This is a genomic window from Nonomuraea sp. IBHARD001, from assembly GCF_056106265.1.
Genome location: NZ_JBWBBW010000002.1, coordinates 8876278 through 8901121 on the forward strand (window position 1 = coordinate 8876278; position 24844 = coordinate 8901121).

Here is a 24844-nt window from a genome sequence, read left to right on the forward strand (position 1 = left end):
CCGATCAGCCGGATTTCAGGGCCCTCCGAAAATCTGACAGACCACGGCCGTGCCCAAGGCGGCCGGTGAGCGCCGAGGAGGGCCGATGGAGATCCGTATCCTGGGATCGGTCGAGGTGGTGACACCGGGCGGACCCCTCGGACTGCGCTCCGAACGTGCCCGCAGCCTGCTCGCCCTGCTGGCCTGGCGCCCGAACGTCCTGGTGACCGACGAGACGGCCATCGAGGAGATCTGGGGCGAGAACCTGCCCCAGCACCCCCAGGACGCCCTCTACACCTGCGCCAACCGGGTACGGCAGGTGCTCAGGACGGCCTCCGGCGAGCGGCCGTGCACAGTGGTCAGGCAGACGGGCGGCTACCGGCTCACGGCCGAGCCCGACCAGATCGACCTGCACAGGTTCCGCGCCGGGACCGAGGCCGCGTACTCGGCCGCGCACGACGGCAGGCATGCCGACGCGCTCGGTATGTTCGACGCGGCACTCGGCCTGTGGGGCGGCCCGCCGCTCGCCGATCTGGCCACACCGTGGGCCGAACGGGTCCGGGTCGCCCTGTGCCGCGAACGGCTGAGCGCGCAGACCGGCAGGGCCGAGGCGAGCCTGCGTCTCGGCCGGCATCGGGAGATCGTCCCGACGCTCGCCCAGCTGGCCGACGAGCACGCCCTGGACGAGACGATCGCGGGCATGCACATGCTCGCCCTCTACCGCAGCGGCCGCCAGCCGGACGCGCTCGCCGCCTTCGCCCTGATCCGCCGCAGGCTGATCGAGCAGGTGGGCGACGAACCCGGACCCGACCTGCGGCGGCTGCATCAGCAGGTGCTGCGCAGGGACCCCGCGCTGGCCCGGTGGCCCGACGCCCTGGTGCCCGCCTGACCGTGACGACGGCCTTCCCCCTGCGGAGGCGGGGAAAGGCCGTCGTCGTCTCAACCGGCGACTACAGCGGACGCGCGCACGGCAGCCCGCCGCCCGCGTGGTTGATCAGGTCCTGGTAGACGACGGACTTCTTGATGGGAGTACGGCTGGTCACGCTCTGCACGGTCTTGCCGTCACGCTTGAGCTCGAAGACCGGCGTCGTGCCCGGCACCATCGCCACCTTGAACGACACCATGCCGGGCGAGGTGACCTCCTTGGTCCGCACGTCGTCGCCCTGCCTGACGACGAGCGTGCCCGCCTGCTTCACGAACGCGAGCAGCTCGACGGTGTTGGTGGCCGGGTCACCGTACGGGATGGAGATCGGGCCGATCGTCTGCTTGGTCGCGTCGAAGGGCGCGTCGGTGCGGTGCGAGCGGTGGAAGTAGTACAGCGCGTCACGGACCACACCGGGCTCCTTGCCGGTCTTGTACCAGGTCGTGTAGTACGCGATGACATCGGCGGGGGCGTAACCGCGCTCGACCGAAGGGGCCACCCAGGACTCGGCGTAGTCGTTCCACGTGATCAGCGAGATCATGTCGGCGCCGCCCTCCATCGCCTTGGCGAACGACTGGCGCAGCGTGCCGCTGTTGGACGGCTCCCAGTAGCGCTTGTCACGGGGGCGCACGTCCTCCAGCGCGGCGGGGGCCATGTAGAACCGGCCACGCTTCTTCGCCTCGACCGCCGCCTTGCGCAGGCCGTCGGTCGAGCCCTGCCAGCGGATGCCCCAGGAGGAGTAGCCCGCGACCGAGTCGTTCCACTCGCTCTTCCCGCTGCCGCTCCAGTCGAGGAAGATCGGCACCAGGACGGTCTTCATACCCTTGTCGGCCAGCTTGCCGCGCAGGGCGTCCCACCAGGCGGGCGACTGGCGCTCGGGGTAGAAGGGCGCGAGCGGGATCGTGCCGTCGGGCAGGTGGTAGAGCGAGGGGTGTCCCTTGGCCATGAGGACGTCGGAGATGACCTTGTCGGGGGCGGCTCCCTTCTCGGTGGGGAAGTCCGGGCTGAGCATGATCCGGAATCCCGGGTCGACCGCCTTGGCCGCGGCCAGCAGCAGCGGGAACTGGTTGAAGCGCTGGTCGGAGGCCGAGGTGTGGTGCTCGTAGATGAAGCCGTCGAGTCCCATGGCGATGGCCTGGCGGATCTCGACCTCGAAGTCCTGCTGACGCCAGTCGGCGCCCTTGCGTGCGGGCCTGGGCAGCGGCCGGTCGCGCGAGTGCCCGCCCTGGGCTGCGTACAGGCCCTTGGAGCCAGCCGGGTCGAGCCAGGAGGCGTACTGGTCCTTATCCGGGTCCTTGTTGTCGATCGACAGCGGGTAGGGCGGGAAGTAGAAGGCGAAGACCTTCTTGCCGAAGGATCGCAGCGTGCTCGCCGCCGGCTTGTCGAACGGCAGGCACTGGCCGCCGTTCGTGGGCTGGGGAGTCGGGGTCGCGGTCGGGGTCGGGGTGGCGGTCGGGCTGGGCGTGGGGGTGGGGGTGGCCGTGCCCGGCGTGTAGCTGATCTTCAGGCGGGGGCCCTTGCCCGCCGCCCTCGACGAGTGCAGCACGGCGACGGGGCCCGCGCTCGCGGTCAGGCCGAAGGAGTAGGAGCCGTTGCCCGTGTACGCCGACGAGACGTCGAACTCGGCATAGGACTCGGCGGTGAAGCCGGTCCGGGTGTCGAGCACGGCGCCCAGACCCGGCCTGGAGTTCCACGAGGTGGTCGTCTGGCTCCAGGCAGCGGTGATCTTGTGCGCGGAGACCGTGGTGGTCGTCGTCCTGGCCGCCCGCACCTGGAGGATCAGCCGTACGTCACCGGCATTGGCCGGAATGCCGGACACGGTGAAGCCGGTCAGGGCACGGCGCTCGGTGTCGGGCGTGTTGTTGCAGGTCTTGGGGCATACCGACAGCCACGCGGCGTCCTTGTAGACGGTGGCGGGCGCGGCCTGGCTGATGAAGACGTCCTTGGCCGAGGCGACCGTGACGGTCGTGACAGCGGCCGTCGCGGAGGCGGGCGTGAGGCCCAGAGACAGGACACACACGACGGCCGCGAAGGTGCCGAGCAGAGCTCGCCTTCGATGGGATGACAATGTTCCTCCACATCTTTTCTTTCGGAAAAACGAGCTCATCGTAGCCACCGAATATGTGTGGAGAAGGGCTTGCAAAATTTGGAACGCGCCATTACCGGATGGCGGAAGAAATAAGAAAGACGGCCGCACGAAAAAATGCGGCCGTCGACGTCCGAATGGTGGCCGGACATATGTGCCCGCCATCCTGCCAGCCGGATCTGTCGCGTTTCTTTCAGCTCTTTCAGCTCTTTCAGCCGAGCCGCACGGTGACCGTGTTCGAGGCGCCGCCTCGTCCGGCCAGCCTGCCGAACCTCAGCGTGAGCCCGCCGCCGGTCGTGGCGCGCTCCAGCACGCGGTGGCCGCGCAGCAGTGCGCGCACCGGCCGGTCCCAGGTCACGGTCAGGTCCTCCAGCGCCCTGCGCGGGTCCGAGACGGTCACGGTGGCGGTGCCGTCGCCCCGCTCGCGTACCAGGAGCGCGCACGGGGCCGAGACCGTCAGCCCTCCGGCGGAGCCCGGCTGCCAGAAGGCGAGCGCGGTGACGCCGAGCGAGGGCACGCGGACGCCCTGCGCGCCGGTGTCGTTGGCCAGGACCTCGAGCCAGCCCCTGTCGGCCGCCCGCGCCTCGGTCGCGGCCCGGTCGGCGCCGGGCATCAGCAGGTAGAGGTACTCGCCCGCCGTGGGGTCGACCCCGTGGTCGAGCCACAGCGTCACGTATCCCCTGCTCACCGTGCCGTCGGTGCGGTCCTCGCGCCTGGTGAGCAGGCGTGGGCAGCTCATCGGGACGTAGCCGCCGTGCCCGTCCAGATGGGCCCAGCCCGCCATCTCGTCGGCCATGAGCAGGGCGCCCGTCCGGCGGTTGTCCACGATCGTCTCGACCGTGCTCCCGTCGGCGCAGGTGATCCCCGCGCCCATGCAGATCACCGCGTCGTCGAGGAACACCCACGTCTTGAACGCCTCCAGCGTGCTCTCCAGCCCGCCCAGGTGCTGGGCCGCCACCGCGTGACGCCCGTCGCTCGCGCCGCCCACCCATTCATAGGGAGTCCGCGCCTGGCCCCACGCCTGTCCCGCCCCTTCGGGCAGCCTGCGGGCCGACACCGTCGTGCCGGGCAGGCGGTAGGGGTCCACCGTGCTCCAGAAGGCGTCGGAGTACTGGTCGCCGTGGCCTTCGGCCCACCAATAGAGCATGCCGGAGCCGGTGTGCCAGCCTTTGAGGTTCTCGCCGTTGCCGTACTCGTAATGTGCGATGCGCGCGGAGGCCATGCTGAGCGCCGCGCACCAGCCTGGGCGTCTGTGCACGGCCCTGGCGCTCATGGCCAGCAGCCTGTGGCCGGGCGGCTCGGCGAGCGCGGGCACGGCGGGATCGTCGAGCAGGGCGGCGAGCCTGGCATGGAAGGCCAGGTCCTCACGCTCGGCCGCCTCCAGCATCGGCACGTGGGTGCCGCGTACGGCCCAGCCCTTGACCATGCCGGGCCAGTGGGCGCGTTCGGCCGCGGGCGCCGATCCGGCCAGCAGCAGGACGGCCGCGGCGATCTGCCTGCCCCTCCGGTGGTCGCCGAACGCCTGTCTGCCGATGCCGCGCCCGCTCACCAGGTCCATGCAGAAGCCGTCGTGCACGAACGGCGCGAACGACCTGACCACCATGTCGGACACGACCCGCCCCGCCACCTCCGCGAGCGCCCACGGCGTACCGCGCAACACCGCGAACAACCTGGCCAGCCCTTCGAGCAGCACCAGCCCGTAACCCCCCTGGTACGGCACGGCGGTGTGCTGCAGGAAGGAGCCGTCGCGGTAGAAGCCATCGCCTTCGCTGACATAGCCGAACACCGGCGACAACGCGCGCACCGCATGCCCGGCCGCCGCCTCGTCACCGCGTAACGCCGCCAGCAGGAGCAGCACCGTGCACAGGTCCACCCGGTTGGCGCCCGTACTCGTGCCCGAGTAGTCCGCCACTCTGCTGCCCGGCACGAAGTGCGCCACGGCCTCGCCCAGCGCCCTGCTCCGCTCTTCGCCCAGCGTCGGGCCGATCAGCAGCGCCGCGTCGAGCAGCCGCTTGGGCGCGCCGATCTCCCACTCCCACCAGTTGCCCTCCGGTTCGGCGCCTGCCGTGTAGCGGTGCCGCCCGAAGTGCTCGATGCCTTCGGCCACCGCCTCCCCCAGCGCCGCGTCGCCCGTCACCCCCGTGCCCGGCAGCGCGTAGGCATGTGCCATGTCCTGCAGCCGTCCGGGCACCCGCGTCCATCCGGGGCCCGAGTACGGCAGGTCGGGCCACAGGTGCTCCGGGGTCGCCGTCGTCATGGTCTCGCGCAGGCTCAGCGCTCTTCTGCCCGCCTGGGCCAGCCTGGTGGCGTAGGGCTCGGCGGAGGGGTCGAATCCCTGCCCGGCCGATACCGCTCGCCATTGTTCGCGCAGCAGGGGAAAGGGGTCGGGGGTCGGCCGGTGCCGCGGCAGGAATGGGACGAGAGCGCCCAGCGTGAGCACGGAACGCCGTGATAATCGCCGCATGCCGCGATTATCGCGTGCGCGGCACGAGGGAGGGAGAACACAGCGATGGGTGCCGTCGCCCACTCGCTCCGGCACCCATCGCCCACCGCTTGCCGGAAGGCCCCCGCATGCGGGAAGGCCCCCGTATGCCGGAAGGCCCCTGTATCCAGGAAGGTCAGTACCCCTGCTCGCGCAAGGTCTTGGCCTCCGAGCCGTGCACGGTGAGCGCGTAGAGCACCAGGCCGTCGACGATGATGGCCAGGATCGACCACCACGGATAGAGCGGGATCGACACCATCTGGAACACCGCGTTGAGTGCGACCAGGATGATGCCCACCACCCTCGCCCACGTGGCCCCGGTGGCCAGCGCCGCACCGACGACGATCAGCAGGACGCCGATGATCAGGTGCACCCAGCCCCAGCCGGTGACGTCCAGGACCAGGACACGGTCACGCCCCTCGACGAAGAACTGGTCGTGGAACAGGGCGGTCAGGCCGTTGATGGAGTTGAAGATCCCGTTGACGATCATCATCATTCCGGCGAACCAGATCCAGCCGACCCAGCCCGTGACACGTTCCGCTGCCATGCGATCCTCCTCGCAGAGAACTGATGCAGGTAGTGATCCCCGGGCGAGGTCAATTTCCGGAAAAGACAGCCTTTCGCCAATGCCAGGATCTTCACGTGCCGCCCGCCCGACGCCAGGACCTGCACAGACGTGTCACATGATCAGTAATGTCCTGCCCTTCGTCCGGCGTTCCTCGACTCACACGACCAGCAGTGTCCTGCCCTTCCTGTGCCGAGACTCGACTCAGACGACCAGCAATGTCTTACCCTTCGTCCGGCGTGACTCGATCGCGTGGTGGGCGCGTGCCACCTCGGCCAGCGGCACCAGCTGGCCGATGTGGGGGCGCAGCAGTCCCTTCACCGCGAGGTCGAGCGCCTCGGCGCTGTAGGCCGCGGCCTCGACCGGTGTGGGTGCGGGCGAGTTCACCAGGGCGACGCCGCCGGTGTCGGAGTCCTCGCCGCTCGCCATGCCGTACACGCTGGCCCTGCCGCCCGGTCTGAGGGTGCGCAGCGCCTCGGTGCCCAGGGGGCCGCTGACGCCGTCGAAGACCAGGTCGATGCCGAGCTCGGCGGTGTGTTCGGCCCAGCCTGGCCGCGTGTAGTCGACATAGGCCGAGGCGCCGAGCGACGTCACCAGGTCGCGCTTCGTCTCGCCTCCGGCCGCGCCGACCACCCTGGCGCCCGAGGCTGCGGCGAGCTGGACGAGCATGCTCCCGACGCCGCCTCCGGCCGCCGTCACCAGCACGCCTTCGCCCGCGCGCACCCCGGCCGCCCGGTGCAGGAGCACGGCGGTGCGCCCGTCGGCCATCAGCGCCACGGCCTCGCGCAGGCCCAGCCCGGCGGGGACGGGGACGAGCTCGTCCGCCTGGGCGACGGCCAGCTCGGCGTATCCGCCGACACCGCCCGTGGTGCTCACGACGACCGCGCCGACGAGAGCGGGGTCGGCATCGGGCCCGACGGCGACGACCGTGCCGCCGACGCCGTTGCCAGGTACGCGGGGAAGCGGCGGGCGCCGTTTGGCCGGAGGGCCGCCGCCCGCACGCACCTGCGTCTCGACGAACGTCACACTGGCGTACTCCACCGCGATCAGGACCTGGCCCCTGCCCGGCTCCGGATCGGGCACCTCGATCACCTGGAGCACCTCGGGCCCGCCGTACTCCTTCATCACCGCTGCGCGCATGTCCGCCCCCTTCAAACGGAGTGAAACCATCCGATTGACACGCTATAACGGAGTGAAGCACTCCGCAACAGGTAGGATGGAGGGCATGACCGCACCCGCTCCTCGCAAGGCGCCACGGCATGCCGAGGCCGAGCGCAACGACAGGGCCCTGCTCGACGCCGCCCGCGACGTCATCGCCATGGACGGCGTGCACGCCTCGGTCGCGGCCATCGCGGCCAGGGCCGGTGTGGGCATCGGCAGCCTCTACCGGCGCTATCGCACGAAGGACGAGCTGTTCCAGCGTCTGGCCGAGCTCTCCCTCGGCCAGTGGATCGAGATCGCCGAGCAGGGGCTGGCCCATGCCGACCCCTGGGCCGGCCTGGCGGGCTACATCACCTCGGCCGTCGAGTTCGGCGCCGGTTCGCTGGGCCCGCTCGCGGGGACGATCGAGGTCTCGCCCGAGATGGCGGCCAGGGCGGCCAGGTCAGACGAGGTCGCCGACGCGCTCGTGGCCAGGGCGCACGCGGCGGGCGTGCTACGGACCGATGTGACGCCGGTCGACATCTCCCTGCTGATCGAGCAGCTCAGCAAGTCGCCGCTGATCGAGCAGCTGACCCGGCAGGGCAAGGACGACCTGCTGCCCGCGGCCCATGCCGCCCGCACCCGCCTGATCGCGATCGCACTCGACGGCCTGCGCCCACACCCCGGCGCCGCGCTGCCGGGCGCCCCACCCGGCCAGGAGCTCTTCACCGCCCGCTGGGAGCACGACGCCTAGACGGCGGGCTGCTCCAGCGACGCCTCGTAGGCGGCCAGCACCTGCTTGCGGCGCTTGGCCGGGAGCCTGTCGATGTAGAGCGTGCCGTCGAGGTGGTCGCACTCGTGCTGCAGGCAGCGGGCCAGCAGGCCGGTGCCCTCGACGGTGACGGGCTCGCCGGTGACGTCGAACCCGGTGACGGCGGCGCGGTCCGGGCGGGCCAGGACGGCGCGCTGGCCGGGCACCGAAAGGCAGCCCTCGTCGTACTCCTCCAGATTGCGCTCGCCCAGCGCGGGGACCACGAGCGTCGGGTTGACCACGACGCCCTTCTGGTACACCTCGTCGGCGTCGGGGCAGTCGTAGACGAAGACCCTGAGGCCGATGCCGATCTGGTTGGCCGCCAGCCCCACGCCCTGTGCGGCGTACATGCTGGCGAACATGTCGTCGACCAGCGTGGCGAGCTCGTCGTCGAAGGTCGTCACCGGCTCGCACGGACGGTGCAGGACCTGCTCGCCGACGTAGGTGATCTGCCGGACCGTGCCCGTGCGACTGTCGTCCACTGTTCTCCCTGCCGCGCTGCGATCTTCCATTGCTGTCAAAGGCCAGATCTTCCATTGCTACCGAAGGCCAAAAGACAGGATAGGCATCACCGCGCCCGCCTGAGACAGGGCTTCAGGTCCACCGGCGTACGCGCCGGCCCCGTCCGCAGGCACACCAGGGCCGCGCCGAGACCACACACGGCGGCCAGCAGGTGCCCCAGGTTCCACAGGGTGTGCGTGACGACCATCGGCGCCACCACGCCGAGCACCATCGCGCCCACCCCGGCGACCAGCCACCACCCGCGCATGAGCAGCACGGCCGCCGCACAGCCCGCGACCATGATGTAGCTGACCCCGACGTCGGTGGTGTAGGCCAGTGCGGCGGGCGCCCTGCCGGTCTCGATGGCACGCCACTCCACCAGCGCGGTCAGCAGCGAGCCGAGCACGTGTCCGGCCAGCCCGATGACGATCGTCCGGGGCGTGCCGTACCTCCGTTCCGCCCAGGCGACGACGCTCGCGTACACCAGGACGTAGAGGATCAGGCCCGCGCCCCTGTCGGCCACCCACAGCGCGCTGTCGACGAGGGCGACGAGCGGGCGGTCGGTGAGGTGACGCAGGTTCGTGCTCTGCAGCCTGGTCAGGACCTCGATCAGCGTGGGCGGCGCCGTACGCTGCACGAAGGTCGAGCTGACGAAGATCGCGACGTACGCGAACGTCGCGGGCGCCGACAGCACCCAGGCATGCGCCGCCGCGGTGTACGGCGAGAGCCTGGCCACCAGCCCTCGCGCCCGCACCGACCAGCGGGCCGAGCCACGCAGGAGGTACCAGCAGCAGGCGAGCGCGACGAGCACGATCACCGGCGCGCGGTCCTCCCGCCGAGGAACTCCACGACCGCGAGCAGGAACAGCACCAGCACGACGAGCCAGCACACCACGACCGCGCTCGGGTGCTCCCACAGCAGCAGGACGACCACGGCGAGCACCACGCTCAGCGCGCGCAACAGCCCGGCGTTGTTCCGTACCCAGGCGCCGACGCTGCCGGTGTCCAGGTCACCGCGCAGCCGGGCGATCCCGCCGCCGAGCAGGGCCCGCGTCCGGGTCGCCGTGACCGAGTGCCCGGTGAAGAAGGCCGCGAGCGCGACCGCGGCGCCGATCGCCAGCAGGGTACGCACCCCCGCCTTCAGGAACCTGGCCAGCGTGTCGAACAGATCTCCGGCAGCCGCCACCGAGAGCCCGCCTTCGGCCACGGCGTTGAGGTACACCGCACGCCCCACCGCGAGCCCGGCCGCCACGACCAGCATGGCGACCACCAGCCCGATCCCCGCGCCCACCAGCGCACGCCGATGCGAGCCCGCCACGTACACGCCGATCGCGATCAGCAGGAGCGACAGCACGGGCAGCACCCAGCGCAACGTGTTCAGCCAGGTGTAGGCGCTCTGCGCCTTGACCAGGTCGGCGGACTGCAAAAGCACGATCGAGGTGTGGATCGGCGGGATCGCGGAGGCGATGCCGAGCCCTCCCGCGACCAGTCGCTGCTTGACCTGCTCGACGACGGGCGCCAGATCGAGGCTGACCGTGTCGCCCGACACCTGCAGCGCCTGGCTGCCCTGACCGGAGAGCACCGCGTTGAGCTGCTTGCTCGCCGCCCGGTTCGCGCCCACCCACAGGGTCGCGAACGCGTCGCTGCGCACGACGGCCAGCGTCTGGCGGTCGACGAAGCCCTGCACGCCTCCGGCCAGCGCGCCGGACAGGCCCTCCAGCTTGTCGCCGACCTTCGGGGGCAGGCCCCGGTCCTCCAGCGCGCCGACGACCTCGCCGACGATCTGCGGCACGTCGATGGCCCGCATCACCTCGGCGCTCACCCGGGCGGCGACGGCGTCCTGGATGGCGGGATCGGAGGCGAGCGGCGTGACGTTCTCGACATACCGCTCGGTGTCGGTGATCTCATTGCTCACCCACACCCCGACGAGCGCGAACGGCGCCAGCACGCACCCCACGACGATCAGCACGGTCGCGACCACCGCACGCCACCGCCCCCGGCGCCCGCTCAGCCGCTCCACCTCGGCCCTGAGCCGTACCAGTTCCTCGTGCTCGTCCATGGGCGACTCCCGTCGATCACCTAACCTCCCTCGTCCCCCAGCCCCCGCAAACCGGACCCCCGCACACCCCCATTTCCCCCCAATACGGCAAGCCGCCCCCAGCGCCTCCGTCCGCACCCCACCCGTCCCTCACGCACGCACCCCCAGCGGGACTCCGCTCACCGCAGGCAACGTCCCCCGTGCATCTGGGCAATGACCACGGAAAACGCGGGGTGGCGACGGGCGGAGACACCACGTCGAAGTGGGACGGTCTCCTCAGTTCAGTCGTCCTACGGGTGTCGGGGTATGTCGAACGAAAAAGACACGTCAGCCGACAGCGGAGCACATCTCACCGCCAAAGGGCTGTCACTGAAGGGCTCACGCGGCTGGGTGTTCCGCGACGTCCGGCTCAGCGCCGAGCCGGGCGACCTCGTCTGCGTGTGCGGCGAAGGCGGGAGCGGCAGGACCAGCCTGCTTCTCACCCTCGCCGGGCGGATGCGCCCGACGTCGGGAAGTGTGCGCATCGACGGCGAGAGCCAGCCGCGCAGGCTGCACGAACTGGCCGCGCTCGCCGTGCTGCCCGGCGTCAACGACCTGGAGCCGAGCCTCACCGTCGGCGAGCACTTCCACGAGCGGCTCACCGGACAGGGCTGGATGCTGGGGCGCACGGTCAGACGCAGGATCGACGAGGCCATGGCGGCCGTCGGGCTGGAGGTCGACCTGCGGGCCAGGACCGACTCCCTCGATCCCGTGCAGATCGGCCACATGGGAGTGGCGCTCGCCCTGCTGCAGAAGCCTGAGGTGATCATGGTGGACGACGTGGGCAGAGGCGTGCCGCACGAGCGCCGCGAGGAGGTGTGGGCGCCGCTGTTCGACCTGCCGGTCACGGTGGTGGCCGCATGCGTCGATCCACATCCTCGGGCCCAGGTCGTCGTCACCCTCCCCCTCGACCGCACGATCAGCCATCCCAGGTCCAGGACGCCCCCGGGCCCGGCGCCCGAACCGGCGGCGAACGGCGCCGAGGAGGGTGAGCCCGCCGAGCGGCCCGAGACGCGGCCACGCGGTGACGGCGCCCAGTCGGCGCTCGGCCTGACCGCCTATCTGGGCGGCACGGCATGAGTCCGTCGCTGGGGCTCGGGCGCCTTGAGCTGCGCAGGTTCGGGCGCAGCCGGTTGACGCGGGCCGCACTGGCCACGATCGTGCTGCTGCCGCTGCTGTATGCCGGGCTGTACCTGTGGTCGTTCTGGAACCCGCAGGGCAATCTGGACCGGCTGCCCGCCGCGATGGTGATGCTCGACACGGGCGCCACGCAGGACGGCAAGGAGGTCAACGCGGGCCGTGACCTCGCCGACAAGCTGGAGGAACGCCGGATCTTCGACTGGCGCGACGTCACACCCGAGCAGGCCGAGCAGGGCGTCAAGGACGGCGAGTACTACCTCTCGCTGACCGTGCCCGCCGACTTCAGCGCCAGGATCGCCTCGGTGTCGGACCCGGAGCCGCCCGAGCCCGCCTATCTGGACGTGCACATCGACCAGGGCCGCAGCTATCTCATCGAGACCATCGCCAAGGCGGTGTTCGCCGAGGTGCAGGCCACGGCGGCGCGGTCGGCCATCAGCGAGTACCTCGACAAGATCTTCCTGTCCTTCTCCGAACTGCACGAGAAGACCGGCGAGGCCGCCGACGGCGCTGGCGAACTCGCCGACGGCTCCGCACGGGCGCAGAGCGGCGCCGCCCAGCTCGCCGACGGGCTCGGCACCGCGCAGAAGGGCACAGGCACCCTCGTCGAAGGCACGACCAAGCTCAGGGCCGGAGCCGGCCAGCTCACCTCGGGCCTCGGCACCGCACACACCGGCGCCGCGAAACTGGCCGCCGGCCTGGGTACGGCCCAGCAGGGCACGGGCACGCTGGTCGACGGCGCGACCAAGCTGCGGAAGGGCGCGGGCACCCTCGACCAGGGTCTCGGCACGGCCAGAACCGGCGCGGGCACCCTGACCGACGGCCTGCGCACCGCGCACACCGGCGCCGGGACCCTGGCGAGCGGACTCGGCACGGCGAAGAACGGCGCGCACACCCTGGCCGGAGGGCTGGACTCGGCCGGACAGGGCGTCGACCGGCTGGCCGCCGGGTCGGTACAGCTCGACGAGGGCGCGAGACAGCTGGCCGAAGGCAGTGCGGAGATCTACCGGCAGGTGCACACGGTCGTGCCCCAGGTGGACGAGGCCATCGACGTGGCGGTGCCGTTCCTGCGGAAGAACGCGCCGGAGATCAGGCGGATGGCGCTGTTCGTCCAGAAGGCGGCGGCCTTCCTCGCCGACTGCCTCGAAGACCTGCCCGCCCGGGTGGAGAGGGCCAAGATCAAGGCCGACAAGGCCTACAAGGAGCTCAAGACCTACCTCGACGCCCATCCCGATCTGGACCCGGTGCTCACGGACCTGCTCAAGGCCGCGGTCGCCGGGGCCAAGCGGCTGGCCGAGCTGGCCGAGTGGCTCGACAGGTTCGTGGGAGAGCATCTGGGCGACCTGAAGAGGTTCGAGCGGGAGGCGCAGGAGGTGGCAGCGCTGGCGATCAGGCTGGCCGACGCCGCTCCCGGGCTGGCCGACCGGCTGGAGGGCGCGCGGACCAAGCTCGACGAGCTGGACGCCGGGCTGCTCAAGCTGGCCCAGGGCGCGGCGAAACTGCACCAGGGCACGGGAGCCGCCGTCTCCGGCGTCGGCGAACTCGCCGCGGGCATCGCCAAGCTGGACGGCGGCGCGCACACGCTGGACGCGGGCCTGGCCAGACTGCGGACCGGCGCGACGACACTCGACTCCGGGCTCGGCAAGCTGGTCGCCGGGGCCTCGTCGCTCGACTCCGGGCTCGGCAGGCTGCAGACCGGCGCCGGACAGCTCGACGCCGGGCTCGGCACACTGACCGGCGGCGCGCGCAAACTCGACGGCGGCCTCACCCGGCTGTCCGCAGGCGCGGGCACGCTGAACTCGGGCCTGGGCCAACTGCAGAGCGGCGCCGTACGGCTGGACGGGGGTCTGGTCAGCCTGGCGACCGGCGCACGCAAGCTGGGCACCGGCATCGGCAGGCTGAACGAAGGCGCCGAAAGCCTGGACAGGGGCCTCGGCGACCTCGACAAGGGCGCGGGCAAACTGGCCACGGCGCTGAGCGACGGCGCCAAGCAGATCCCCGACTACGACACCGCGCAGCGCGACGGGCACGTCGACATGATGAGCGAGCCGGTCAGGGTGAACACCCAGGTCGACGATCCCGTGCCGAACTACGGCACCGGGTTCGCGCCCTACTTCCTGCCGCTGAGCCTCTGGGTCGGCTCGATGCTCACCTACATGCTGCTGCGCCCGCTGAACCCGCGTGTGCTGGCCGGCTCGACGCCGAGTTGGCGTGCCGCGCTCGCCGGGTGGCTGCCCGCCGCCGCCATCGGGGTCCTTCAGGTGGCGGCCATCTCGATCGTGCTCAAGTGGGGGCTCGGGCTGCGGGCCGAGCACTGGGCGGGCATGATCGCGCTGCTCGTGCTCACCGCGATGGCCTTCCTCGCCATCGTGCAGGCGGTCAACGCCTACTTCGGGCCGGTGGGCAAGGTGCTCGCGCTGGCGTTGCTCATGCTGCAGCTCACCTCGGCGGGCGGCACCTATCCCATCGAGACGTCGGCCGGATTCTTCCAGTCGATCTCCAACTGGCTGCCGATGACGTGGGTGGTATCGGCGCTGCGCAGGCTGATCAGCGGAGGCGACCAGACGGCCGTCATGCAGGCCGTCGTCGTCCTGTCGCTGTGCCTGGCGGGCGGGCTCGCGGTCACGACGCTGGCCGCGCGCAAGGGCCGGATGTGGACGCTGTCCCGCCTGCACCCGGTGCTGTCCCTGTGACCCGCCGACCGGGCTTCGAATTGACCTGACGCCGGGCCTCCCCTCACCAGGAGGCCGGCTCGAAGTCCTTCAGGAAGCAGCCGTAGAGGTCTTCGCCCTGCTCGCCCCGCACGATCGGGTCGTAGACGCGTGCGGCGCCGTCCACCAGGTCGAGCGGAGCCCTGAAGCCCTCGTCGGCCAGGCGCATCCTGGTCGGGTGCGGGCGTTCGTCGGTGATCCAGCCGGTGTCGACCGCGGTCATGAGGATGCCGTCGCTCAGCATCTCCTCCGCGCTGGTCCTGGTCAGCATGTTGAGCGCGGCCTTGGCCATGTTCGTGTGCGGGTGGCCCGGTCCCTTGTAGGCACGGCTGAACTGGCCCTCCATGGCCGAGACGTTCACGATGTACTTGCGTCGCGCACGCGAGGCGGCCATCGCCGGGCGTAGCCTGCTGACCAGGACGAACGGGGCCGTCACATTGCAGAGCTGGACCTCGAGCAGCTCCAGCGGGTCGACCTCCTGCACGTGCTGGGTCCAGCTGTTGACCGAGACCAGGTCCGGGACCAGGCCTCCGGCGTCGATGGCGGTGCCGGTGGCGATCCGTTCGGGCGAGGCCGAACCGCCGGTCAGCGCGAGTGCGGCCAGCGCGTCCGGGGTCGGTGCGAACGTCGGCCTGACCTCTTCGAGCAGCCCGACGCCCGACGTCTCGGCGCCGGTCGGCTCGCTCCTACCGGTCGCGGCCAGGGCCGCCTGCCGTACGCCGCCGAACGTGATCACTTCGGGCAGCGGGCCTTCGGGCAGCGGCTCGGACTCGGCGGCCACCAGGTGGTGGTAGGAGCCCGCCGTACGCTTCACGGTCTGGGCGGCGTTGTTGATGAGGATGTCCAGCGGGCCGGCGGCGCTGACGGAGTCGGCGAGTGCGAGCACCTGGGCCGGGTCGCGCAGGTCGATGCCGACCACGCGCAGGCGGTGCAGCCACTGGTCGCTGTCGGGCATGGCGCTGAAACGGCGTACGGCGTCGCTGGGGAAGCGCGTGGTGATCGTGGTGTGCGCGCCGTCGCGGAGCAGGCGGAGGGCGATGTACATGCCGATCTTCGCGCGCCCGCCGGTGAGCAGGGCCCTGCGACCGCTCAGGTCGACGCTGGCGTCCCTGCGGCCCCTGTTGCGCTGGGCGCAGGCCGGGCAGAGCTGGTGGTAGAAGGCGTCCACGTCGTGGTAGCGCGTCTTGCACGTGTAGCAGGAGCGGGCCCGCTGGTAGCTGCCGACCGTGCCCGAGGCGGCGGTCGTCAGGCCGAAGCCCTCGGTCTCGTCGTCGAGCCTGCCTGGGGCCGCGGTCGCGGTGGCCGCCATCACCGCGCGGTCCGCGGCCGTCACGGCGGCACGCTTCTCCTTGCGGCGCTGCGTCTTGGCGCTCTTGAAGATCGCGGCGGTGGCGATCCTGACCCTGACCGCGTCGGGATGTTCCGGATGCAGGGCCTCGACCTGGGACAGCACGTCCAGGCACACCTGAAGGCTCGCCGGGTCGATCCCGGTCGGTCGGTCCTGGTCCACGTGTCCCCCTCGAAGTCGGCGAGCCCCGGAACTCTACGCAGTCAGGCCCTGGGCCGCCAAAAGCAATGGCAGCGCGTCACAGCGGACGCCTGTGTCTGGCCGCCGACACGGGTACGTCGGCGTCGTGGTCGTGGTCGGGCTGGGTGCGGGTGCGGGTGCTGACCAGGGCGGCGAGTGCGGTCGTGATCGGCACGGCCGCGATGAGGCCGAGTGTGCCCACGACGCTTCTGACGATCTCGGTGGCGATGACCGGGTTGGTGAGGACGTCGCCGATCGGCTGGTCGCCCACGCTGATCAGCAGGAGCAGCGGCAGCGAGGCGCCCGCGTACGCCAGCACGATCGTGTTGATCACCGAGGCGATGTGCGCCCTGCCGACCCTGGCCGCCGCGCGGTAGAGGGCGCGCGGGCCGTAGGAGGGATTGGCGTGGGCGAGTTCGGACACGGTGGCGGCCTGGGTGACGGTGACGTCGTCGAGCACACCGAGCGCGCCGATGATGATGCTGGCCAGCAGCAGGCCCTGGGTGTTGATCTGGTACCCGACGTCGAGGTAGAAGGCCGCCTCGTCGGTGATCCCGGTGAGTTCGGCCATGCCGATCGCCAGGTACGACAGTCCACCCGTCAGCGCCAGCGCCAGCAGTGTGCCCACGACGGCCATGGACGTGGTCAGCGAGAACCCGTGCGTCAGGTACAGCACGGTCAGCATGATCGCCGCCGCCCCCACCACCGCGACCAGCAGCGGCGGCTCACCCCCCAGGATCGCCGGGATCACGAACATCAACAGCAGCACGAACGTGATCGCCAGCCCCGCCAGCGCGCTCAGCCCCCGCCACCGCCCGAACGCCACCACCGCCAGCGCGAACGCCACCCCCAGCCACACCAGCGGCGCCGACCGGTCATGGTCGGACAGCCGGTACGGCGAGACGTCGAGCGTCTCCTCCGGGGAGTAGAGCAGGATGACGTCGTCATCGACCGCGAACCGCTGGGCGCCCGGCCCGCTGGGCAGGTCGGTGGTGATCGTCTGGCCCTCGTTGGCACCGCTGGTCAGCCTGACCGTGGCCGTGCCGCAGGTCGCCGGGTCGGGCGCCTTCGGGGGCGCGACCGTGCCGTCGGCCGAGGGTTCGGTTGGGGGTTCGGTTGGGGGTTCGGTCGGTGGCTCGACCGGAGGTTCGGCCGGGCAGGGCTGCAGGGTGATGCCCGTGATGCTGCCCGAGATCCGCTCCAGGCCCGGCGGCGGCGTGGCGCCCTCGGGCTGTCCGGACGGCCACAGCAGGACGAGTGCGGCCAGCGTGAGCAGCGCCAGCGGGACGATCACGGCCACGGTGGCCCGCACCGCACCCTTGGACGCGGGCGCGACAGGGCCATGCGTGTGGTTGCCACCCATGGACGGCTGGGCTCCTTCTCGGGGTGTGTTGCTCTGGGCTGAGCCGGGTTCACCAATCTAAGGTCGCGGGCCCGTCGGTACGGTGCCGGTCCGCGAAAGAGAATCAGCCTTTAAGCCCGAAAAGGTGCAAAGTATGCATAAACTACACACCAAGCAGCCTGGCGAAGAGGTGACCCCATGCAGAAGATCGTCCACGTCCGTCCCCTGGACGACGTCATCGGCCACGAAGAGTCGCACGAATGCATCTGCGGCCCCACCGGACAGGGCGTCCACAACGACGCCACCCAGAAGATGGTCGGCGTGATCTTCCACCACCACGCCGTACGCCCCTGCCATGAGTGGGAGTCGTCGCTCTCGGCTTGAGGCTGAAGGCTGGGCCTTGTGTGGGCAAAGCTTGGGATAGGTCCGATGCGTTGCCGGGTGGCCGGGTAGTTGGTCATCCATGGGGGAACATCCGCTCGACTACCGGCCTGATGTCGACTTCCTTGGGGTACTTGCCTGGGGTGGTGGGGTTGGTGGGGTTGCTGATGTCGGAAAGCTTGGCGGGGTTGGCAGGCTTGGCGGGGTTGGCAGGCTTGGTGGGGTTGGTGGTGCTGGTGAGGTTGGGCTGGAGGGGCTTGGGGCTGGACTGGATGGGCTTGGGCTAGATGGGCTTGGGCTAGATGGGCTTGGGCTAGATGGGCTTGGGCTAGATGGGCTTGGGCTAGATGGGCTTGGGCTAGATGGGCGTGGGCTAGATGGGCGTGGACTGGATGGGCTTGGGCTAGATGGGCTTGGGCTGGTTGGGGGGTTCGGTGGGGGTGGGGCGTTCGACTCGCTGGAAGTAGCGGGCGTGGTGCTGGAGGCAGCGGGGGTGGTGTTCGTCTCGCGCCCTCCTGTCGGAGTGTTCGTCTTGTCCGGTTTGGCGGGCACGGCTGATGGGCTGGTGGGCCAAGCCCGTGAGGGTGCTCTGACTTCCGCTTCTGCTGCCGTGCTCGCCTTCGCGTGTAGTGGTGGCGGCGACACGATTGCGACGTTCTAGAGATGCGCAGACCGGCGATGCGCAGTCGAGGCGCGTGCGATCCAGGGATGCACGACCGAGGCGAGCGCGAGACGCCGCCTCCGTTCCCCGGCACGCATACCAGCCCCGGCCCCCCTGGCCTGCGCCTGCGCGTGGGCCTGGGCCTGGGCCAACATAGCCGCCACCGGCACCACCGGCACCACCGGCACCACCGGCACCGGTAGCCGTACCTACATCGCCACCTCGGTGCAACCCGCCCCTGTGCATGTCGGGGCGTTGTCGCTTGTTCCTATGGACGGAGCGTGCTTGTGACTGCCGACTCGACGTCCCCGACGCCTCCGACGCCTCCGGTCGCTGCCTCGCTTTCGGCCAGGACGTTGATCGCATTGGTTGTTCCGGCTGCCCTCGTGGGGGCCGGGTCGGCCTTGGTGCTGATCGCGTTGAGTGTGACGGCGGGGTGGCTTGAGGACTTCTTGTGGGACGTGCTGCCGGGGTGGGCGGGGGTGAGTGGGACCTCCGGATGGTGGATCGTCGTCGTGCTGACGGCTGTCGGGTTCGGTACGGGACTGGTGTTGTGGAAGGCGCCGGGGCGTGGAGGGCCGGATCCGGCCACCGAGGACCTGGTCGCGCCGCCGATGCCGCTCGGCGTACTGCCGGGGCTGGTGGTGGCGACGTTGCTCACGCTGGCCGGTGGGGTGAGCCTGGGACCCGAGAACCCGATCATGGCGATCAACATCGCGCTGGCGTTCGCGATCGGTAGCAGGGTCATGCCGATGACCAAGGCGCCGCTGTGGCTCGGACTGGCGGCGGCGGGCACGATCGGGGCGCTGTTCGGTACTCCGGTGGCCGCGGCGCTGATGTTGTCGGAGTCGCTGGGTGGTGGGCAGGATCAGCCGCCGTTGTGGGATCGGCTGTTCGCCCCGCTGGTCGCCGCGGCCGTCGGGTCGATCACGATGCTGACGCTGACGAACGAGTCGCTGACGCTGAGCGTTCCGGACTATCCGGGATTCCATGTCGGGGACCTGCTGAGCGCCTGTGTGCTCGCCGTGCTGGCCGTACTGCTGGGGATGATCGCGGTTCATGCCTTTCCCCATGTGCATCGGCTTTTCCGGCGTATTCGTCATCCGCTGTTGATGGCGACGGCCGGTGGGCTCGTACTCGGGCTGCTGGGGGTGCTCGGCGGGCCGATCTCACTGTTCAAGGGGGTCGACCAGGCGCGGGAGCTGGTCGACCCCACGTCGTCGTTCACCGCGCTGCAGCTGGTGCTGATCATCGTGGTGAAGCTGGCGGCGCTGGTGGTCGCGGCGACGTCGGGGTTCAGGGGCGGGCGTATCTTCCCCGTGGTGTTCACGGGGGTGGCGCTGGGGCTGCTGGCCAGTACGGTCGTCGACTCGGTCCCGCTGTCGCTGGCCATCGCGGCGAGTGTGATGGGGTTCGTGCTCGTCGTCACCAGGCAGGGGTGGGTCAGCCTGTTCACCGGGATCGTCATGGTGCAGCAGGCCGAGCTCATACCGATTCTCTGTGTCGCGATCCTGCCCGCGTGGCTGCTGGTCACCAGCGGGCCTCGCATGCTGATCACCGAGGAGGAGGGGTAGGCGTCCACCACTTCCGTCACATTCCGCAGTAGTGTCACTACCGTTCGTCATCTTCATTATTCGGGGGAATCATGAGCAACCTGGTCGCCATCGCCTATCCGGACGTCGCCACCGCAACCACTGTTCGCGACCGGCTGTTCGAGCTGCAGAAGCAGAACCTGATCACGCTGGAGGACGCGGCCGTCGCCGAGCGCAAGGAGGACGGCAAGATCAAGCTGCACCAGGTCAACAGTACGATCGGCGTCGGCGCCGCCGGGGGCGCGCTCTGGGGCGGGCTCATCGGCCTGCTGTTCTTCATGCCGCTGCTCGGTATGGCCATCGGCGCGGCCGGTGGCGCGGCGGGCGGCGCGATGACCGATGTCGGCGTCGACGACGACTTCATGAAGGAGCTCGGCGAGAAGCTGCCCATCGGCGGCGCCGCACTGTTCCTGCTGGTGGCGGGCAGCACGCCGGACAAGGTCATCCCGCAGATCGCACCGTACGGCGGCGAGATCATCAAGACCTCGCTCGGCAACGAGGAGGAGGCCCACCTGCGCGCCGCCGTCTCGGCCGCCCGCGGCCAGCAGTCCCACGCCCAGGCGCAGGCCCAGGGGCAGGGGCAGGGGCAGGGGCAGCCGCAGGCGTAGTACGTATCGCTTGGCCACACGAAGGTGAGAGGCGCCCCCGTGCGGGGGCGCCCCGACCAGCGAGGAGCAACCAGCATGGGTATCTTCTTCCGGCCCCGCCGTCCCCTCATGCGCCTGGCCACCGGCGCCGCGACCGCCACCATCGCCTACCAGGCGGGCAAGAGCAACGCCAGGCAGCAGGGCTACAACGAGCAGGCCGAGGCCGCCTACCAGGCGACCCAGGACCAGCAACAGGCACAACAGGCCCAAGCCCTGGCCGCCGCACAACTCCAAGCCCAGCAGGCCCAGCAGACGCAACAAGCTCAGCAGGCTCAGCAGGCTCAGCGGCAAGGCTCCGGGGATCCGTTGGCCGAATTGGAGCGGCTGGCCAATCTGCATGCGTCGGGTGCGCTGACCGACAGTGAGTTCGCCGCCATGAAGGCCCGCCTCATCGGCGGCTGAGTACGACACCGGGGATGGACCAGACATGACTGCTGTACAGGCTGGACAGATCGTGCTCGACGCCCTCAAGGCGACCGCGACCGGCGACGTCGCGGCCATCGAGGCGCTGTACGCCTCCGACGTGACCGGCTGGACGGCGGGCCAGGAGATCACCTCACGCGACGACCTCCTCACCGAGGCCGAGGGCCGCGCCACCGGCCTGTCGGAGGTCACGATCGAGGCAGACCCGATCGAACTGCCCGACGGCACCATCGTGGCCGAATGGCGCCTGACGGCCAGGCACACCGGCCCGATCGCCCTGGAGGAGGACGCCTTCCTCCCCGCAACCGGTCGTCCACTCGACCTACGCGGAGCCCTGTTCGCCAAACTGTCAGACGGCCAGATCACCGACTTCCGCCAGTACTGGGACGAGGCCGACCTCCTCGAACAACTCGGCCTACTCGGCGACTGACCAGCACGCCGTACACACTGGCGGACGAGCAGCGCCCGCTTACCGACAAGCAGTCCCGCTGGCCGACGAGCCGTGCACGTCGGCCGACGACTGCCCCGCAAGGCACACGCGCGGCCCGACGAGCACTGCCGTCGGCCAGCAACTGACACGCGAGCACTGCCGTCGGCCAGCAACTGACACGCGAGCAGTGCGCGCCGGTCAGCCACTGACCTGCGAGCAGTGTGCGCCGGTCAGAGCAGTGTGCGCTGGTCAGAATGGCGGCATCCGACCGGCCCGCCTCCACCGCCCCGGCCGCAAACAGGGCGGCGGGTGAGGACACCACGTCCCACCTGCCGCTTTCCGGCGCCCTCACGCCGACGTTCTCCAGGCATCATCGCTGCCCGCCCCTCCCGACCGCCCGAGCCACCCAGTGGGGCAGCCGCCCAGCTGTGGCCACTCCTGTCGCCCCAGCCGTCGCCGCCACCCGCCCTCCGCACCCCACGCTCTGGATACGCGCCAGTCGAGACGACCCCAAGCGCCGCCCCGCGCCCCACCCCCCAGAGGCCCGAAACGATCACCCCGCCCGCCCAATCCTCACCCCCGCAAAAACAATCCTACCCCCGCAAACCCCCACCCCACAGCCCATCCGCGAAACGATCAAGCAACCCGCAACCAAACTGCAATGTCCGTCTAAGACCATATACGTGATGATTTATCCCGCAATAACGGTCACCTCTGCATGGCCGTATCCCGCCACCCCGCTCCCCGACGAGCGCGTATGAGCGAGTTCCTCCAAGCCGTCCTCGCCTTCCCTACCGTGGTCTTCACCTTCCTCCTCCTCGTCGTCGTCGCGTACTGGACGCTGGCCCTGCTCGGCCTGACCGACCTGGAGGACGACCTCCCGTGGCTCGGCCTGGCGGGAGTGCCCGCCGCGGTCACGATCTCGTTGGTCGTCGCGCTGGCCTGGTTCATCAGCCTGGCGGGTGGCGCGCTCGTCGACGGGACGCCGCTGCTGATCGGCGTGCTGGTGCTCGCGCTGGTGGGCGGCTGGGCGGGAGCCAGGATGCTGGTCTCGCCGATGCGCCGCCTGTTCCCGAGTGCCGCCGCGCCCACCCGTGCCGAGTTCGTCGGACTGCGCTGCGTCGTCAGGACCGGCCGGGCCACCTCCGACTTCGGCCAGGCCGAGGTGACGGCGGCGGACGGCTCCTCCGCGCTCGTCCAGGTGCGTACGACAGGGTCGGACACCCTCGTACGCGGCGACAGCGCCCTGATCTTCCAATACGACCGCGACGGCGAGTTCTTCTGGGTCATGCCGTACGAAAGGGATTTGTGATGGACGTCATCTCCACTGGGTTCGGCATTCTGCTGGCCGTCGTCGCGCTGGTCGTGATCGCGTTGCTCGTCGTGATCAGCCGGCTGTTCCGCAAGGTGGAGCAGGGCAAGGCGCTGATCGTGTCGAAGGTCAACAAAGTGGACGTCACCTTCACCGGCGCCATCGTGCTTCCCGTCGTGCACAAGGCCGAGACGATGGACATCTCGGTCAAGACCATTGAGATCGCCAGGACCGGCGGCGAGGGCCTGATCTGCCGTGACAACATCAGGGCCGACATCCGCATCACGTTCTTCGTCAGGGTGAACAAGACCGTCGAGGACGTCATCAAGGTCGCCCAGGCCATCGGCACCGAGCGGGCCAGCGACGAGGGCACGCTGCAGGCGCTGTTCGCGGCGAAGTTCTCCGAGGCGCTCAAGACCGTGGGCAAGCAGCTCGACTTCGTCGACCTCTACACCAAGCGCGACGAGTTCCGCGACCAGATCGTGCGGGTGATCGGCACCGACCTCAACGGCTACAGCCTGGAGGACGCGGCCATCGACTACCTCGAGCAGACGCCGATGACCAAGCTCGACCCGGCCAACATCCTCGACGCCCAGGGCATCCGCAAGATCACCGAACTCACCGCGGGCGAGAACGTCAAGACCAACGAGTACCGCAGGCACGAGGAGAAGGAGATCACCCGCCAGAACGTCGACGCCCGCGAGGCCATCCTCGAACTCGAACGCCGCCAGGCCGATGCCGAGATCAAGCAGAAGCGCGAGATCGAGACCATGCGCGCCCGCGAGGAGGCCGAGATCTCCAGGGTCATGGCCGAGGAGCGGCTCAAGGCCCAGGCCGCGGCCCTCAAGACCGACGAGCAGCTCGGCGTCCAGACGGAGAACAAGGCCCGCGAGGTCGCGGTCGCGGAGAAGAACCGCGAGCGGGTCATCGCCATCGAGACCGAGCGCATCGAGAAGGACCGCATGCTGGAGGTCATCGCACGCGAGCGCGAGACCGAGCTGTCACGCATCTCCAAGGACAAGGAGCTGGAGAGCGAGAAGCGCTCGATCGCCGAGGTGATCAGGGAGCGGATCGCGGTCGAGAAGACGGTCGCCGAGCAGGAGGAGAACATCAAGCGCCTGCGCGCGGTCGAGGAGGCGGAGCGGCTTCGCCAGACCACGATCATCCAGGCCGAGGCCGAGGCGCAGGAGGCCCTGGTCAAGGACATCAAGGCGGCCGAGACCGCGGAGGCGACGGCCAAGCACAAGGCCCGTGAGGAGCTGACGCTGGCCGAGGCCAGGCAGCAGACCGCCGAGCTCGACACCCGCGCGAAGATCAGGCTCGCCGAGGGCATCCAGGCCGAGGCGGCGGCCAGGGGCCTGGCCGAGGTGCAGGTCAAGGAGCGCGACGCGGAGGCGATCGAGAAGGTCGGCCGCGCCGAGGCAGTGGTGGAGCGCGAGAAGGCCATGGTGGTGGCCGACCGGCTCAAGGCCGAGGCGGAGGGCGAGCGGGCCAAGGCGGTCGTCGTCGGCGACCGGCTCAAGGCGGAGGCCGAGGGCGAGCAGGCCAAGGCGCTGGCCGCGGCGGCGGCCGTGGGCGAGAAGCTGAAGGCCGAGGCCGAGGGTCTGACCGAGAAGGCCGCGGCGATGGCCGCGCTCGACGACGCCACCCGCGCGCACGAGGAGTACCGCCTGCGCCTCGAGGCCGACAAGGAGGTCAGGCTCAAGCAGATCGACGTCCAGCGCAAGATCGCCGAGTCGCAGGCAGGCGTCCTGGCCGCGGGCCTGGCCAAGGCGAACATCGACATCGTCGGCGGCGACACCATGTTCTTCGACAGGGTCGTCGGCTCGATCAGCGCCGGAAAGGCCGTCGACGGCTTCGTCCAGCACTCGGAGGTCACCAGGACGCTGGCCGAGCCGTACCTCAACGGCAGTGCGAGCCTGCCGCAGGACCTGGGCCTGTTGCTGGGCGGGATCAGCAGCGAGGACGTCAAGAACCTCACGCTGTCGGCGCTGCTGGTCAGGCTCATCCAGGACGGCGGCCCGCAGAGCGGCAAGCTCGGCGAACTGCTGGAGACCGCTCGCAGGCTCGGCGTCGCCGACTCCCCCGTGGCGGCCCTGACGGCGGCGAAGGGCTGAC

20 protein-coding genes are annotated in these 24844 nt (G+C 70.3%); 11 read left to right on the plus strand and 9 right to left on the minus strand.

Going from position 1 to position 24844, the window contains the following annotated elements; translation table 11 throughout:
• Positions 1-85: 85 nt before the first annotated feature.
• Entirely contained in the window at positions 86-868 is a 783-nt protein-coding gene (locus ACTWNK_RS41820; RefSeq protein WP_474310610.1) for an AfsR/SARP family transcriptional regulator, read from the plus strand.
• Between the two features lie 61 nt (positions 869-929).
• Here the strand turns inward: ACTWNK_RS41820 and ACTWNK_RS41825 are convergent, their stop codons facing one another.
• The 4 genes from ACTWNK_RS41825 to ACTWNK_RS41840 all read right to left on the minus strand — a co-directional run bounded on the left by ACTWNK_RS41825 (position 930) and on the right by ACTWNK_RS41840 (position 7174).
• The gene (locus ACTWNK_RS41825) at positions 930-2969 is read right to left on the minus strand and encodes a glycoside hydrolase family 71 protein (RefSeq protein ID WP_474310612.1); all 2040 of its coding nucleotides are present in this window, start codon (positions 2967-2969) and stop codon (positions 930-932) included.
• A gap of 229 nt (positions 2970-3198) precedes the next feature.
• Positions 3199-5451: a polysaccharide lyase 8 family protein gene (locus ACTWNK_RS41830; RefSeq protein ID WP_474310613.1), complete on the minus strand. Its 2253-nt coding sequence runs from the start codon at positions 5449-5451 to the stop codon at positions 3199-3201.
• Between the two features lie 154 nt (positions 5452-5605).
• Positions 5606-6016 (minus strand): DUF7144 family membrane protein, encoded by a 411-nt coding sequence (locus tag ACTWNK_RS41835; protein ID WP_474310615.1) that lies wholly within the window; start codon positions 6014-6016, stop codon positions 5606-5608.
• Positions 6017-6238: 222 nt separating this feature from the next.
• Positions 6239-7174 carry a zinc-binding dehydrogenase gene (locus ACTWNK_RS41840; RefSeq protein ID WP_474310616.1) on the minus strand — a complete coding sequence of 312 codons (936 nt, stop codon included), beginning with the start codon at positions 7172-7174 and terminating at the stop codon, positions 6239-6241.
• 85 nt (positions 7175-7259) lie between these two features.
• On the opposite strand from ACTWNK_RS41840, the gene ACTWNK_RS41845 reads away from it, so the two are divergent.
• Positions 7260-7928: a TetR/AcrR family transcriptional regulator gene (locus ACTWNK_RS41845; RefSeq protein WP_474310617.1), complete on the plus strand. Its 669-nt coding sequence runs from the start codon at positions 7260-7262 to the stop codon at positions 7926-7928.
• Here the strand turns inward: ACTWNK_RS41845 and def are convergent.
• The 3 genes from def to ACTWNK_RS41860 all read right to left on the minus strand — a co-directional run bounded on the left by def (position 7925) and on the right by ACTWNK_RS41860 (position 10544).
• Complete coding sequence (gene def / locus ACTWNK_RS41850) at positions 7925-8467, minus strand: peptide deformylase (protein ID WP_474310618.1); 543 nt, start codon at positions 8465-8467, stop codon at positions 7925-7927. The two genes, ACTWNK_RS41845 and def, sit on opposite strands and share 4 nt — an antisense overlap.
• 86 nt (positions 8468-8553) lie before the next feature.
• Positions 8554-9303, minus strand: a complete 750-nt coding sequence (locus tag ACTWNK_RS41855) for a rhomboid-like protein (protein ID WP_474310619.1) — start codon at positions 9301-9303, stop codon at positions 8554-8556.
• A complete protein-coding gene (locus ACTWNK_RS41860) occupies positions 9300-10544 on the minus strand; it encodes a hypothetical protein (protein ID WP_474310621.1) in 1245 nt (414 codons plus the stop codon). Before ACTWNK_RS41860 ends, ACTWNK_RS41855 begins: the two co-directional genes overlap by 4 nt.
• Before the next feature lie 285 nt (positions 10545-10829).
• Here ACTWNK_RS41860 and ACTWNK_RS41865 point away from each other — a divergent pair, with 285 nt between their 5' ends.
• Together ACTWNK_RS41865 and ACTWNK_RS41870 are read left to right on the plus strand one after the other, a co-directional pair.
• A complete protein-coding gene (locus tag ACTWNK_RS41865; RefSeq protein WP_474310623.1) occupies positions 10830-11642 on the plus strand; it encodes an ABC transporter ATP-binding protein in 813 nt (270 codons plus the stop codon).
• Positions 11639-14392, plus strand: a complete 2754-nt coding sequence (locus ACTWNK_RS41870; protein WP_474310624.1) for a YhgE/Pip family protein — start codon at positions 11639-11641, stop codon at positions 14390-14392. The genes ACTWNK_RS41865 and ACTWNK_RS41870 overlap by 4 nt, the downstream gene beginning before the upstream one ends.
• A 43-nt stretch (positions 14393-14435) precedes the next feature.
• Here ACTWNK_RS41870 and ACTWNK_RS41875 read toward each other — a convergent pair whose 3' ends face one another.
• Both ACTWNK_RS41875 and ACTWNK_RS41880 read right to left on the minus strand, forming a co-directional pair.
• Entirely contained in the window at positions 14436-15920 is a 1485-nt protein-coding gene (locus ACTWNK_RS41875) for an SDR family NAD(P)-dependent oxidoreductase (protein WP_474310625.1), read from the minus strand.
• A 76-nt stretch (positions 15921-15996) separates the two neighbouring features.
• Positions 15997-17301 (minus strand): YibE/F family protein, encoded by a 1305-nt coding sequence (locus ACTWNK_RS41880; RefSeq protein WP_474310626.1) that lies wholly within the window; start codon positions 17299-17301, stop codon positions 15997-15999.
• Positions 17302-17478: 177 nt separating this feature from the next.
• On the opposite strand from ACTWNK_RS41880, the gene ACTWNK_RS41885 reads away from it, so the two are divergent.
• The 7 genes from ACTWNK_RS41885 (at position 17479) to ACTWNK_RS41915 (ending at position 24843) form a co-directional block, all read left to right on the plus strand.
• Positions 17479-17664 (plus strand): hypothetical protein, encoded by a 186-nt coding sequence (locus ACTWNK_RS41885; protein WP_474310628.1) that lies wholly within the window; start codon positions 17479-17481, stop codon positions 17662-17664.
• Positions 17665-18603: 939 nt separating this feature from the next.
• Positions 18604-19896, plus strand: coding sequence for an ion channel protein (locus ACTWNK_RS41890; protein WP_474310629.1), 1293 nt, complete (start codon positions 18604-18606; stop codon positions 19894-19896).
• A gap of 71 nt (positions 19897-19967) precedes the next feature.
• Positions 19968-20522 (plus strand): DUF1269 domain-containing protein, encoded by a 555-nt coding sequence (locus tag ACTWNK_RS41895; protein ID WP_474310630.1) that lies wholly within the window; start codon positions 19968-19970, stop codon positions 20520-20522.
• 75 nt (positions 20523-20597) lie between these two features.
• Positions 20598-20963, plus strand: coding sequence for an SHOCT domain-containing protein (locus ACTWNK_RS41900; RefSeq protein ID WP_474310631.1), 366 nt, complete (start codon positions 20598-20600; stop codon positions 20961-20963).
• A gap of 25 nt (positions 20964-20988) precedes the next feature.
• Positions 20989-21414 carry a nuclear transport factor 2 family protein gene (locus ACTWNK_RS41905; RefSeq protein ID WP_474310632.1) on the plus strand — a complete coding sequence of 142 codons (426 nt, stop codon included), beginning with the start codon at positions 20989-20991 and terminating at the stop codon, positions 21412-21414.
• 757 nt (positions 21415-22171) lie between these two features.
• Entirely contained in the window at positions 22172-22726 is a 555-nt protein-coding gene (locus ACTWNK_RS41910) for a hypothetical protein (protein WP_474310634.1), read from the plus strand.
• Positions 22726-24843: a flotillin family protein gene (locus ACTWNK_RS41915; protein WP_474310636.1), complete on the plus strand. Its 2118-nt coding sequence runs from the start codon at positions 22726-22728 to the stop codon at positions 24841-24843. The genes ACTWNK_RS41910 and ACTWNK_RS41915 overlap by 1 nt, the downstream gene beginning before the upstream one ends.
• Position 24844 lies beyond the last annotated feature (1 nt).